At 34.0% G+C, this 13,977-nt stretch carries 14 protein-coding genes; 10 read left to right on the top strand and 4 right to left on the bottom strand.

All coding sequences use genetic code 11. From position 1 onward, the window contains the following. The first annotated feature begins 150 nt into the window (after positions 1–150). The 5 genes from EKM00_RS00520 to EKM00_RS00500 all read left to right on the top strand — a co-directional run bounded on the left by EKM00_RS00520 (position 151) and on the right by EKM00_RS00500 (position 4,360). Positions 151–1,704 (top strand): PglZ domain-containing protein, encoded by a 1,554-nt coding sequence (locus EKM00_RS00520; protein WP_126514869.1) that lies wholly within the window; start codon positions 151–153, stop codon positions 1,702–1,704. A gap of 61 nt (positions 1,705–1,765) precedes the next feature. Beyond that, positions 1,766–2,173 carry a tRNA (adenosine(37)-N6)-threonylcarbamoyltransferase complex ATPase subunit type 1 TsaE gene (gene tsaE, locus EKM00_RS00515; protein ID WP_126514868.1) on the top strand — a complete coding sequence of 136 codons (408 nt, stop codon included), beginning with the start codon at positions 1,766–1,768 and terminating at the stop codon, positions 2,171–2,173. Positions 2,174–2,181: 8 nt separating this feature from the next. After that, complete coding sequence (locus tag EKM00_RS00510) at positions 2,182–2,655, top strand: GNAT family N-acetyltransferase (protein WP_126514867.1); 474 nt, start codon at positions 2,182–2,184, stop codon at positions 2,653–2,655. A gap of 94 nt (positions 2,656–2,749) precedes the next feature. Next, positions 2,750–3,949, top strand: coding sequence for an alanine dehydrogenase (locus EKM00_RS00505; RefSeq protein WP_199734567.1), 1,200 nt, complete (start codon positions 2,750–2,752; stop codon positions 3,947–3,949). A gap of 36 nt (positions 3,950–3,985) precedes the next feature. Continuing rightward, positions 3,986–4,360, top strand: a complete 375-nt coding sequence (locus EKM00_RS00500; RefSeq protein WP_126514866.1) for a DUF4258 domain-containing protein — start codon at positions 3,986–3,988, stop codon at positions 4,358–4,360. A 147-nt stretch (positions 4,361–4,507) separates the two neighbouring features. On the opposite strand, the gene EKM00_RS00495 is transcribed toward EKM00_RS00500, so the two are convergent. Beyond that, positions 4,508–5,176 carry a uracil-DNA glycosylase gene (locus tag EKM00_RS00495; RefSeq protein ID WP_126514865.1) on the bottom strand — a complete coding sequence of 223 codons (669 nt, stop codon included), beginning with the start codon at positions 5,174–5,176 and terminating at the stop codon, positions 4,508–4,510. 147 nt (positions 5,177–5,323) lie between these two features. On the opposite strand from EKM00_RS00495, the gene EKM00_RS00490 reads away from it, so the two are divergent. Both EKM00_RS00490 and EKM00_RS00485 read left to right on the top strand, forming a co-directional pair. Then, complete coding sequence (locus EKM00_RS00490) at positions 5,324–7,489, top strand: endonuclease MutS2 (RefSeq protein ID WP_126514864.1); 2,166 nt, start codon at positions 5,324–5,326, stop codon at positions 7,487–7,489. Positions 7,490–7,582: 93 nt separating this feature from the next. After that, complete coding sequence (locus EKM00_RS00485) at positions 7,583–7,999, top strand: thiol-disulfide oxidoreductase DCC family protein (RefSeq protein WP_126514863.1); 417 nt, start codon at positions 7,583–7,585, stop codon at positions 7,997–7,999. A 253-nt stretch (positions 8,000–8,252) separates the two neighbouring features. Here EKM00_RS00485 and ettA read toward each other — a convergent pair whose 3' ends face one another. From ettA to holA, 3 genes are all read right to left on the bottom strand, one after another. Then, positions 8,253–9,947, bottom strand: a complete 1,695-nt coding sequence (ettA, locus tag EKM00_RS00480) for an energy-dependent translational throttle protein EttA (protein WP_126451523.1) — start codon at positions 9,945–9,947, stop codon at positions 8,253–8,255. A gap of 71 nt (positions 9,948–10,018) precedes the next feature. Beyond that, a complete protein-coding gene (locus EKM00_RS00475) occupies positions 10,019–10,201 on the bottom strand; it encodes a CAL67264 family membrane protein (protein ID WP_126451522.1) in 183 nt (60 codons plus the stop codon). Positions 10,202–10,266: 65 nt separating this feature from the next. Further along, a complete protein-coding gene (gene holA / locus EKM00_RS00470; protein WP_126514862.1) occupies positions 10,267–11,271 on the bottom strand; it encodes a DNA polymerase III subunit delta in 1,005 nt (334 codons plus the stop codon). Between the two features lie 93 nt (positions 11,272–11,364). On the opposite strand from holA, the gene EKM00_RS00465 reads away from it, so the two are divergent. The 3 genes from EKM00_RS00465 (at position 11,365) to EKM00_RS00455 (ending at position 13,764) form a co-directional block, all read left to right on the top strand. Next, a complete protein-coding gene (locus tag EKM00_RS00465; protein ID WP_126451520.1) occupies positions 11,365–11,811 on the top strand; it encodes a type I restriction enzyme HsdR N-terminal domain-containing protein in 447 nt (148 codons plus the stop codon). Between the two features lie 65 nt (positions 11,812–11,876). After that, positions 11,877–12,878, top strand: coding sequence for a glycosyltransferase family 2 protein (locus EKM00_RS00460; RefSeq protein ID WP_126451519.1), 1,002 nt, complete (start codon positions 11,877–11,879; stop codon positions 12,876–12,878). A gap of 52 nt (positions 12,879–12,930) precedes the next feature. After that, complete coding sequence (locus tag EKM00_RS00455) at positions 12,931–13,764, top strand: OmpA/MotB family protein (protein WP_126451518.1); 834 nt, start codon at positions 12,931–12,933, stop codon at positions 13,762–13,764. Positions 13,765–13,977: the final 213 nt, after the last annotated feature.

Raw genomic sequence — 13,977 nt, 5'->3', positions numbered from 1 at the left:
TACTTAAAACAGAATTAAAGTGAATTGTAATTTTAAAAATTATAACGTAAATATGTTAAAAAATTATAATAACATTAGCAGATAGAAATTCCAAAAAAATGTAATTTGGCACCTTAATATAGTTCTTTCGAACTCCTGTTACTGCAACTTATGGATAAAATAAAAATACTTTGGGTAGATGATGAAATCGACCTTTTGAAGCCACATATATTATTTCTGGAAAAGAAAAATTACGAGGTTACGACCTGTAACAATGGACTTGATGCTATTACAATATTCGAAGAAAATAATTTTGATATTGTTTTTTTAGATGAAAATATGCCAGGAATGAGTGGTTTGGAAACGCTGTCAGAAATGAAGGAGAAAAAATCTTCGGTTCCCATGATTATGATTACCAAAAGCGAGGAAGAATACATTATGGAGGAAGCCATAGGGTCAAAAATTGCCGATTATTTGATCAAACCCGTGAATCCAAATCAGATTTTGTTGAGTTTGAAGAAAAATCTGGATCATTCCCGATTGATTTCTCAAAAAACAACGCTGGATTATCAGAAAGAATTTAGAAAAATCACCATGGAAATGGCGATGGTGAATTCCTATGAAGACTGGATTGAATTGTACAAGAAATTGATTTTTTGGGAACTGGAATTGGAAAATATAGACGATCAGAGCATGATTGAAATTTTGGAATCTCAGAAAACAGAAGCCAATTCCCAGTTCGGAAAATTCATAGAGCGTAATTATGAGGATTGGTTTGCTCCAAAGGCCGATAAACCGGTTCAATCGCACACCTTGTTCAAAGAATTAGTGCTTCCTGAACTCCAGAAAAAAGACAAGCCTATTTTGTTTGTCGTAATTGATAATCTGCGCTATGACCAGTGGAAAACCTTTGAAAGTGTAGTGGGAAATTACTATAAACTAGAAAAAGAAGTGCCTTACTATTCTATTCTTCCTACGGCGACACAATATGCGCGAAACGCTATTTTCTCCGGTTTAACCCCGCTGGAAATGGAAAAACAGTTTCCGAAATACTGGAAAAACGACCCGGAAGAAGGGGGGAAAAACCTTTTTGAAGCCGAATTTTTGACGGCGCAACTAAAAAGATTAGGTTTGAATATCAAGGAAGATTATTTTAAAATAACAAGTCTTGCCAGCGGAAAAAAATTATCAGAGGGATTTAAAGCACTAAAAAATAATGATTTAGTAACTGTTGTATATAACTTTGTAGACATGCTTTCCCACGCCAAAACAGAGATGGATGTCGTAAAAGAATTGGCCTCTGATGATAAAGCGTATCGCTCGCTGACCTTGAGTTGGTTTAAGAATTCTCCACTTTTAGAAATCATTCAACAAGCTCAAAAAATGGGTTTCAAATTAATTTTGACCACGGATCACGGAACGATAAACGTAAAAAATCCATCGAAAGTGGTAGGTGACAAAAACACTAGTTTGAACTTGCGGTATAAAACCGGACGCAGTTTGACATACGAACACAAAGATGTTTATGCCGTGAAAGAACCAAAAAATATTGGTTTGCCTACCATAAATATGAGCAGTTCGTATATTTTTGCAAAAAATGATTTATTTTTGGCCTATGTCAACAACTACAATCATTATGTGAGTTATTACAAAAATACGTATCAGCACGGGGGTATTTCATTAGAAGAAATGATTATTCCATTTTTGGTTTTTAACCCAAAATAACTAGTCAGTATCCGATTTAAATGTATTGCATGAACCTTAATTTTTAAACAATTTTACAAGAATGAATATCATTTTTTCTATCGACGAACTCGAGGAAGTGGCGCAAAAAATCATTACAAAAAACCCTAAAAAAGTGATTCTTTTTCATGGGGAAATGGGAGTTGGTAAAACAACTTTGATCAAGAAATTGTGCAAAACGCTTGGCGTAACCGGAGCAACAAGCAGTCCAACCTTTTCTCTGGTTAATGAATATGAAGCATCTAACAATCAGTTAGTTTATCATTTTGATTTTTATAGATTAAATACTGAATTCGAAGCGCTGGATATGGGGATTGATGATTACTTGTATTCTGGTAATTGGTGCTTTATAGAATGGGCTGAAAAGATCCCAAATTTGATTCCGGAAGCACATTCCGTTATAACTATTTCACTGCTTCCTGACGGAAAACGTTCTTTAACCTTAAGTTAAAAGTAAATATGAGTGTAGACAATACCGTCGAAATAATACCATTTTGCCCTGCTTTCAAAGACGCGATAAAAACATTAAATCTGGAATGGTTACAAAAATATTTTAGGGTTGAACCCAAAGATGAAAAAATACTTTCAGATCCGCAAGGTCAGATAATTGACAAAGGCGGAATGATTTTTTATGCAAAATACAAGAATACCATAGTAGGAACAGTTTCCTTAATAAAAATCGATAATGCCACTTTTGAACTGAGTAAAATGGCTGTTACTGATAACGCGCAAGGACTGGGAATTGGCAAAAAATTAATGTTGCATTGCTTTGCTGTTGCCGAATCAAAAGGAATAGAGAAACTAATTTTATATTCGAACAGGAAATTACTATCGGCTATTCATTTGTATGAAAAATTCGGTTTCGCAGAAGTACCGTTAGAAGATGGCGTTTATGAGCGAGCCGATATAAAAATGGAAAGAATCATTCACTGAGATTTAGTTGTCTTATAAACGAATTTATCAAGATTGAATTCGTATCGTTTATAAAACTTTTTACGTAAATTGTACCCTTAATTTAACAACATCAATGTCAATAACTATAACACCATTCACAAAACAACAGCTTTTACCTCAGGAGGAAAAACTGGAAATTGCAAGACAAAAAAGTGAACTTTTTATTGGTATTCCCAAGGAAACGAGTTATCAGGAACGCCGGATTTGTCTTACACCAGATGCTGTTACTTCAATTACGTATCACGGACATCGCGTAATGATTGAAGCGGGTGCGGGATTGAGTTCGAGTTATACCGATAAAGAATATAGTGATGCCGGTGCCGAAATCACAAATGACACCAAAAAAGTATTCAGTTGTCCTATGATTTTGAAAGTGGAACCTGCCACACTTGCCGAAATTGAAATGATGAATTCGCAAACCATTCTACTGTCAGCCATCCAATTAAAAACGCGTAAAAAAAACTATTTTGAGGCTTTAACCAAAAAAAAAATTACCGCATTAGCTTTTGAATACATCAAAGACGAAGACGGAACCTATCCTGCAGTTAAATCCCTGAGCGAGATAGCTGGAACGGCTTCTATTCTAATTGCTGCCGAATTGATGATTACCAATGAATTTGGAAAAGGACTATTATTCGGTAATATTACCGGCGTCCCTCCTACTGATGTGGTCATTCTGGGCGCAGGAACAGTAGGGGAATTTGCTGCCAAAACCGCTATAGGATTAGGAGCCAATGTCAAAGTTTTTGATAATTCTATCACCAAACTACGCCGCTTACAGAATAATTTAAATCAACGAATCTTTACTTCCACCATACAACCAAAAGCTTTGCTAAAAGCGCTCAGACGGTGCGATGTAGCCATTGGTGCCATGCGAGGAAAAGATCGTTGTCCCGTGATAGTTACGGAGACCATGGTAGAACACATGAAAATTGGCGCCGTAATCGTAGATGTAAGTATTGATACTGGAGGATGTTTTGAGACTTCTGAAGTGACATCCCATGAAAAACCAACGTTTATCAAGAACAATGTCTTGCATTATTGTGTGCCTAATATTCCGTCCCGCTATTCTAAAACCGCTTCGCTTTCCATAAGTAATATAATATCGCCTTACCTAATGAAAATTGCTGAGGATGGTGGTATTGAGAGTGCTATCCGTTGCGATAAAGGGCTGAAAAATGGCGTCTATATGTACCACGGAATCCTCACAAACAATGCTATTAGTGACTGGTTTGACTTACCCAATAACGACATTAATTTAATTGTTTTTTAAGAAAACTTTCTGCTACCTTTGCCAAAAATATAATTCATGAAGTTTATACATCGTTTTGCCTATTATTTAGTAGGTTTAGTAATAGGGTTGTTTTTTGTTGCGTTAGTTTTCAGCGGCAAAGACACCCGCTGCAATTATTTTCCAAACGCAAGAGTACTAAATGATTTAAGAAACAAACCCTTTTATTATTCCGATAAAGCTTCACTTATTTTAGCTGAAAAATGGATTGATACTGCCGATATAAAAAATACATTGCAATTTGGAGACGTTGATTTTGACCAAAGTAATATTGACCTTAAAAAAGGAAAACTCTACATCATAGAAGGAAAAACAATCAAAAACCAGGAGGTTACTTTGAAAGTCATTAATTATGCTGATAGAGCCGTTCTGGAGGATATTACTAAAAAATAATTACTCTTTTATACAAACAAAAACAAATTCTAAAACCAGTACTATTAAAATCTTTTAAACCATTAAAAAATTTAGAAAATTAAGTTTAAAATCCGTAATTTCTTACTGGTTTAGAAAAATATAATTTAAGAATAGTTTAAAAGAACACTACCATTCTATTGGCTCTAAACTATTTCTTTTCAAATAAGAATTTGTTTTACTGAAATGTTTATTCCCGAACCATTTTCCCTGATTTGCACTCATAGGCGAAGGATGTCCAGATTCTAAGACCAAATGTTTATTTCGGTCGATTTTAAGTCCTTTTTTATGGGCAAAATTTCCCCAAAGCAAGAAAACTACCTGTTCTTTTTGTTCCGAAATTTTTTGGATAACTGCATCGGTAAAAATATTCCATTTCAAATGTTTATGGCTGTTGGCACTGTCTTCTCTAACGGTCAGTGAGGCATTCAACAATAAAACACTCTGTTTAGCCCAAGCTCCTAAATTACCGGATACAGGCATTAAAACAGTTCCTAAATCATCGCTTATTTCTCGAAAAATATTGCGTAACGAAGGCGGAATTCGGACACCATCATTCACAGAAAAGCACAAGCCATTCGCTTCGCCTCTGCCGTGATAGGGATCCTGACCAATAATAACCACTTTTACATCTTTGAAACTGCAATAATTAAATGCAGCAAAAATCAATTCTTTCGGGGGGTAACAAGTATAATTTTTATATTCCTCATCAACAATTTCCATTAGTTCTTGAAAATAGGGTTTATTGATTTCATCAGATAAAATGAATTGCCAAACGGGATTCAGATTGATTTGCATAGTTAAGTATTTACAAAGCAAAGATACTGAGAGAATATTCTTTTTGAATCATGCAAAGTACAATAAACATTCATTAATTCTTTGTGAAAGTCTGTTAAATAGTCTTAACTATTAGCTATTTTTGTCTAGAAAACAACCAAACCATAAATGATATCCATCACTGAAAAAACATTACAAGATTTACAATTTCCAACTGTTCTCGAAACAATTTCGACTATTTGTAATACTGACATTGGAAAACAAAAAGCATTAGAAATCACTCCATTTAAAGACAAGGAAACGTTGATGCAAGCATTAATGCAAACCTCAGAATATGTTTCGTCTTTCCAAAATAACAATGCCATTCCCAATCATGGTTTTGACGCTATAACGCATGAAATTAAATTTCTGGCTATTGAAGACAGTTTTCTGGAAGTGGGGAGTTTTAGAAAAATTGCCACCATTTCATCAACGGTAAATTTCCTGTTGAGTTTTTTGAGAAAATTCGAGGATTATTATCCAAATTTAAACGCGAGAGCAAACCAAGTTGAACTGACCAAAGAAATTATTACGATGGTCGATGAAGTAGTCGATAAATATGGTGAAATAAAAGACAATGCATCACCGGATTTATTAAACATCCGGAGGAATATGAATGCGGTTCGCGGGAAAGTGAATCAAAGTTTTGGAACAGCATTGACACAATACAACTCATTAGGATATTTAGACGATATAAAAGAAAGTTTTGTTCAAAACAGACGTGTTTTGGCCGTTTTAGCCATGTACCGTCGTAAAGTTAAAGGTTCTATTATGGGCAGTTCAAAAACTGGAAGTATCGCTTATATTGAACCGGAAGCTACCTTACAATATTCTCGTGAATTGAGTAATTTAGAATACGAAGAGAAAGAAGAAATCACCAGAATATTAAAACAATTATCCAATTATATACGTCCCTATTTACCGCTGTTAATCAAATATCAGGATTTTCTGAGTGATATTGATGTCATTGCTGGAAAGGCAAAATATGCGAATAAAATCAATGGAATTTTACCAACCATTACAGAAAACCGCCGTCTTTATTTTAGAGAAGCCTATCACCCTATTTTATATTTGAACAACAAACAGAAAAACGCAAGCACGCATCCGCAAACTATTGAATTAGACCAAGAAAACAGAATTATTGTAATTTCCGGACCAAATGCCGGAGGAAAAACCATTTCCTTAAAAACCGTTGGATTACTGCAATTAATGCTGCAATCCGGAATGCTAATTCCAGTACACGAACGCAGTGAAACGTTTTTATTTGATCGGATTTTAACAGATATAGGAGACAATCAATCTATTGAAAATCATTTGAGTACGTATAGTTACCGATTAAAGAACATGAACTATTTTCTGAAGAAATGTAATAGAAAAACTATGTTTCTTATTGATGAATTTGGTACGGGTTCAGATCCTGAATTAGGAGGTGCTTTAGCCGAAATTTTTCTTGAAGAGTTCTACCATCGGGAAGCTTTCGGGATTATTACAACGCATTATTCAAATCTAAAAATTCTTGCTAATGAATTGCCTTTTGCCACTAATGCTAATATGCTTTTTGATGAAAAATCATTGGAACCCATGTACAAATTGGCTTTGGGACAAGCCGGAAGTTCATTTACCTTTGAAGTCGCTCTGAAAAACGGAATTCCTTTCAGCTTAATCAATCGAGCCAAAAAGAAAATTGAAGTTGGAAAAGTACGTTTCGATAAAACAATTGCTACCCTTCAGAAAGAGCGCTCTAAGATGGAAAAAACATCGCAAACACTGAAAGAAGAGGAAATAAAAGCACGTGAAGAAGGCAAGAAAATGGAGACTATCAATGTAAAGATCAAGCAAAAACTAGAAAGCTATCAGGAATTATACGACAGCAATCAGAAAACGATATACATTGGGCAAAAAATCGAAGATATTTCAGAGAAATATTTCAATAATAAAAATAAGAAAGAACTGCTCGGCGAATTTTTGAAAATCATTGAAATTGAAAATTCAAAGCGTAAGAAAGCCACAACCAAAGAGTCGAAAGCGCTGATTGAAAAGAAAAAAGAAATCATTGAAGAAGTTACGGTTCAGGTGGAGGAAATAAGAAAAGAAAAGAAAGACAAGAAATTAAAAGTCGTGGTTGAAAAACCAAAACCAATCCTAAAAGTTGGTGATCGCGTGCGAATGTTTGATGGAAAAGCGGTGGGAACTATAGATTCTATTGAAAAAAATAAAGCAACCGTAAACTATGGTGTATTCACTTCAAAAGTGAGTCTGGAAGCATTGGAATTTGTGGAAGCCGGGAAAAAATGAAAGTATTCAGTTTGCAGTTTTCAGTCTCATCTCATTTTTTGTCATTTCGACGAAGGAGAAATCTCAATACGGTTGAATTTTAAATTTTAAATTATGCTCCATATTCCTAAAGACAAAAAAATTATACTCTTTGACGGTGTTTGCAATCTGTGTGATTCGGCAGTACAAATGATCATTAAACATGACACTAAAGATGTTTTCCGATTCGTTGCCTTACAATCTGATTTGGGTCAAAAAATTATCAAACAACTTGGAATTGATACGCAAAAAACGGATAGTATTATTCTATATCAGCCAGGTTTTGCTTATTATTATAAATCAGAAGCTGCTTTAGAAATAGCTAAAAACCTAGGCGGACTATTTTATTTCGTCACTATATTTTCGATATTCCCCACATCGTTCAACAATTTCTTTTATGATTATATCGCCACAAATCGATATAAATGGTTTGGAAAAAAGGAAAATTGTATGATTCCCACAAAGGAGTTAAAAGCTAAGTTTTTAGACTAAAAGACTAATTATAATAATTATCATGCCTTTTATTTTATGGGAAGTCTAAATTAGACCAACTTAAAATAAATGGATCATAAAAGACACTGCGCTTTTTTTCTTGGGACAAAGGAACTTTTATAATGGTTGTCAAATTTGGTTTAGTCAACGTAGAAATTTTTTAGCAGTTTTCATTATGATGAATTCTGACAGAACAAAAAAAGAGGATGTCTGTTAGTCATCCTCTTGCTGTTATTAACTTATTTCAGAAAGACTAACTTCTTATTAATTTTCTGTATTTCAATCGTTTTGGTGTTAAATCACCACCCAAACGTTTCTTTTTATTTTCTTCATATTCTGAGAAGCCACCTTCAAAACAATACACTTCAGAGTTTCCTTCAAAAGCTAGAATGTGTGTACAAATCCTATCTAAGAACCATCTGTCGTGAGAAATAACAACCGCACAACCGGCAAAACTCTCCAAACCTTCTTCTAATGCGCGAAGTGTATTGATATCCAAATCATTCGTAGGCTCATCTAGCAAAAGTACGTTTCCTTCTTCTTTCAAAGTCATTGCTAGATGCAAACGGTTACGTTCTCCACCGGAAAGCATAGAAACTTTTTTATTTTGTTCTCCACCACCAAAATTAAATCGTGACAAATATGCTCTTGAATTTACTTGTTTTCCGCCCATCATAATCAATTCCTGACCATCTGCGAAGTTTTCCCAAATCGATTTATTAGGATCTATGTTAGAGTGTGCTTGATCTACGTAAGCAATTTTTACAGTATCTCCTATTGAGAATTCTCCTGAATCTGGTTTTTCCTCACCCATTATCATCTTAAAAATTGTTGATTTACCAGCCCCATTGGGTCCGATAATCCCAACAATTCCTGCTTGTGGTAACGTGAAATTTAAATTATCGTACAATAATTTATCTCCAAATGCTTTAGCAACATTTTTGGCTTCAATTACATTCGTTCCTAGACGTGGACCATTTGGAATATAAATTTCCAGATTTTCATCTAATTGTTTTTGGTCTTCATTTAGTAATTTATCATAGTTCTGCAAACGCGCTTTTTGTTTTGTTTGACGCCCTTTGGCACCTTGACGAACCCAATCCAACTCGCGTTCTAAGTTTTTTCTGCGTTTTGAAGCTACTTTTTCTTCTAATGCCATACGGCTTGATTTTTGGTCTAACCAAGAAGAATAGTTCCCTTTCCAAGGAATTCCTTCCCCTCTGTCCAATTCCAGAATCCAACCGGCCACATTATCCAAGAAGTATCTATCGTGCGTTACTGCAATTACAGTTCCGGCATATTGTGCTAAATGTTGTTCTAACCAAAGTACACTTTCGGCATCCAAGTGATTTGTAGGCTCATCCAAAAGTAATACATCAGGTTGTTGCAACAACAAGCGACATAAAGCGACACGACGACGCTCACCACCAGATAAATTCTTAATTGGCGTGTCGCCTTCCGGAGTGCGCAAAGCATCCATGGCGATTTCCAGTTTAGTATCGATTTCCCACGCTCCCAATGCATCAATTTTATCTTGTAAAAGTGCTTGACGATCCATCAATTGCTCCATTTTATCGGCATTTTCATAGACTTCCGGCAAACCAAAACTATCATTGATTTTATTGAATTCCTCTAAAACTGCCATTGTTTCAGCAACTCCTTCTCTTACAATTTCAATAACCGTTTTAGTATCATCTAAAATAGGTTCTTGTTCTAAATACCCTACCGTATAACCCGGTGCAAACACTACATCGCCTTGGTAGTTTTTATCAACACCAGCAATAATTTTTAATAAAGAAGATTTTCCGGAACCATTTAAACCCAAAATACCAATCTTAGCTCCATAAAAGAAACTCAAATAGATGTTTTTAAGTACTGGTTTATCTGCTCCTTGATAGGTTTTACTCAATTTTGACATTGAGAATATTACTTTTTTATCGTCTGCCATCTCTATTTTTTTAATTTTAAATTATATTATCTATTTGCTCTTAAGTCTCATATCTACATTAAAAATAACTACTAAAGTCTGCCTTTAAGTGAGCTAAACACCCAAGCATTAGCCAAAAAGCCAACACCTACAGCTGCAAATCCCCAGCCTGCTACGTCATCATATCTAAAAGCACCTAATGCGATAAGCAATAAACCCATTACAATCATTATCAAAGTAGCCCAACCTAAAATAGTATTTTTATTCATTGCCATAATTGTGGTATTTATTTTTAATAACCCGAAGTATCGGGAGTGCAAATATCGGAATTTTTTGCCCTTTAATTAAATATTTTATAAAGCATTTCTCGTAACAAATCAGAATGCGACATTGCATTGGCGCCAACACCCTTGCTTTTGACATCAATATCTCTTAAAGCACCAACAATCTGACTCACTTTTTTCATGGGATAGTTTTTCAAAGCAACATCATATTCTTTCAAGAAAAATGGATTCACGCTTAGTACAGCAGCTACATTTTTAGGATTTCTATCTTTCAAACCGTGGTATTTTAGTAATTGGATAAAAAAGCCAAAAACCAAACTGGTAGTCACCATCATTGGATTATCTTTTGGGTTTTGGGCAAAGTTTTCAGCAATCGTATACGCCTTTAATTGGTTGCGTTCGCCAATTGCTTTTCGCAATTCAAACACATTAAAATCTTTGCTAAACCCTATGTTTTCCTCAATATGTTTAGGAGTTATGGTACTTCCCGCTGACAAAATAATTTGTAATTTTTCGAGTTCATTGTTTATTTTACTTAGATCCGTTCCTAGAAATTCCACTAGCATGGCACTAGCTTTAGGCTCTATAGCATACTTTTTACCTGCTAAAACACGTTTAATCCAGTCCCCAACTTGGTTTTCATACAGTTTTTTACTTTCATAAACCACTCCGTTTTTAGTCAATAACTTGGATAGTTTTTTACGTTTGTCTAGCGTTTTGTATTTGTAACAAAAAACTAAAACGGTTGTTGCCATTGGATTCTCAGCGTAGCTCTCCAGTTTGTCTATCGTGCGAATCAAATCCTGTGCTTCTTTGACAATTACCACCTGTCGTTCCGCCATCATTGGATAGCGTTTTGCGGTCGAGATAATATCTTCTATCGTAACATCTCTCCCATATAAAACGGTCTGATTGAATCCTTTTTCTTCTTCTGTTAATATTTTTTCCTCAATATAAGTCGCTAATTTATCAATATAATATGGCTCTTCTCCCATCAAAAAATATAGGGGCCTGATGGTTCCGTTTTTTATATCATTTACAATTTTTAATACTTCATCCATTTTCTTTTTTGTTTGAAGTTTAAAGTTTAAAGTTTGTTGAATCGTATGAAACTTTACACCTTAAATTTTAAACAAAATAACTATTTTTGCTTCATGCAGCAATTAAATTTTTCTTCCTATACTTTTCGGTTCAAAAATAGCGAAAATAAAGTTTCTATTTTTGATGCAATCAGGAAAAAATTCATCATTCTTACTTCCGAAGAATGGGTTCGCCAGCATGTAATTCAATTTTTATTGGAAGAAAAAAAGTACCCAAAATCATTGATTAATGTCGAAAAAGTACTTAAAGTCAATGGCTTGCGCAAAAGATACGATGTTGTTGTTTTTAATAAGGATGGTTCTATTTTTATTTTAATCGAATGCAAAGCGCCGGAAGTAAAAATTACCCAAGCGACTTTCGACCAAATTGCAAGATATAATATGACACTAAAGTCTGAATTTTTAATGGTGACCAATGGATTGAATCATTACTTTTGCGAAATGGATTTTGAAAACGAGAGATATGCTTTTCTAGAGAATCTACCAAATTATAATAGTTAGAATATTAAACTTCTTAGATTGTAATGGTCTAAAATGTCGAAAAATCTGAAAATCTAAAAATCTGAATGAAAGTAGCTGTCGTCATCCTGAATTGGAATGGAATTTTATTATTAGAAAAATTTTTGCCGTCTGTGGTTAAATATTCACCGGAAGCTACCATTTATGTGGCTGACAATGCCTCTACAGATGATTCGATTTCTTATATAAAAGCTTTTTTTCCTTTGGTTAAAATTGTTAAAAACGAAAGCAATCTGGGTTTTGCCAGTGGCTACAATGAAGCCTTAAAACACATAGATGCTACACTATTTGCCTTGGTGAATTCTGACATTGAAGTGACTGAAAATTGGTTGCAACCGATACTTAAAACTTTTAGAAAAGAACCTGAAACTGCCATTATTCAGCCTAAAATATTAGATTTCAAACGCAAAGAATATTTTGAATACGCTGGTGCTGCCGGTGGATTCATTGATAAATTTGGATATCCGTATTGTCGAGGACGAATTTTCGACACCGTAGAAAAAGACTGTGGTCAGTATGATGACAACCGAGAAATATTTTGGGCTTCCGGAGCTTGTTTTTTTATCCGAAGTTCTGTTTATAAGGAATTAAATGGCTTTGACGGCGATTTTTTTGCACATCAAGAAGAGATTGATTTATGTTGGCGTGCTTTCAACAAAGGGTATAAAATAAAATACAATTATGAGTCCGTTGTTTACCATGTTGGCGGGGCTACTTTGCAACAAGGGAATTCCAAAAAAACTTTTTTGAACTTTAGAAATTCATTGTTAATGCTAACCAAAAATATTCCAAAAAATCAATTATTTTGGATACTTTTAATCCGAATGGTGTTAGACGGAATTGCAGGTTTACAATTTATTTTCAAAGGAAAGTTCAAACATTTTTTCGCAATACTAAAAGCCCATGGGTCCTTTTACAGCCTGTTTTCATCACAATGCAAAAAAAGAGCAAAATTTCAAAAACAAAAATACTATACTACAAAAAGTATCGTTTACATTTATTTTATCAGGAATATCGTTGTTTTTAACGATTTATTTGGAATAAAATAAATATAAAAAAGTTAAATTTGTAATTAACATTAAAACTAAAACTAAACAATTTATGAAAAAAATAGTAATTGCCTTATCCGTTTTAGCTGTACTATCCTCATGTGTGTCTAAAAAGAAATACACTGATTTAGAAGCTAGAAACAAAGAAACTCAGGATTTATTAAATACAGCAACTGTAAAATTAAATTCTTGCTTAGAAGAAAAAGCGGGTCTTATCGCTACTGTGAGTGGTTTGAAAGACCAAAATCAAGGTTTAATCAGTACTTCTAGAGATATGACCATTCTGTCTACTAAAGGAGCTGAAAATATCGAAAAAGCGTTAGAATCTATCAAAGAGAAAGATTTAAAAATTAGTAGAATGCAAGATGCTTTAACTAAAAAAGACAGTGTAACACTTGCGTTAGTTACTAGTTTAAAAAGTTCAGTAGGTATCTCTGATCCGGATATCGAAATAAATGTAGAAAAAGGAGTTGTATTTATCTCTATAGCTGACAAACTATTGTTCAAAAGTGGAAGTTATGAAGTAACTGACAGAGCTAAAGTAGTTTTGGCTAAAGTTGCCAAAGTAGTCAATGACAAACCCGATTTTGAATGTATGGTTGAAGGTCATACTGATAATGTTCCTTACAATGGTTCCGGTGTGATACTTGACAACTGGGATTTAAGTGTGAAACGTTCTACTTCTATTATTCGTGTTTTAACGAATCAATTGGGTGTTAAACCAGAGCAATTAATAGCGGCAGGAAGAAGTTCATATATTCCTTTAGTTGCAAATGATTCGGCTGAAAACAGATCTCGTAACAGAAGAACTCGTATTGTTGTTTTACCAAAAATTGATCAATTCTACGAAATGATTGAAAAAGAAATGAAAAAACAAAGACCATAATTTCATATTTAAATTGAAATTATAGAGGCTGTCTCAAAAAGACAGCCTCTTTTTTATATAAAAAAATGACAAATGGACTTTTTTTATTTAAAAGATTTACATGTTTTTAGGTTGTATTAATATAATTACATAGCGGTCTAAAAACACCACTTTTAAGGCATCTCATCAAACTACTATCAAACCATAGAATACGAAGAACAAAATTTATTCCGG

Origin of the sequence: Flavobacterium sp. RSP15 (assembly GCF_003968755.1) — a bacterium.
Classification (GTDB): Bacteria; Bacteroidota; Bacteroidia; order Flavobacteriales; family Flavobacteriaceae; genus Flavobacterium.
The sequence above is the reverse complement of the archived record's forward strand: the minus strand, read 5'-3'. Positions and strand labels throughout refer to the sequence as shown.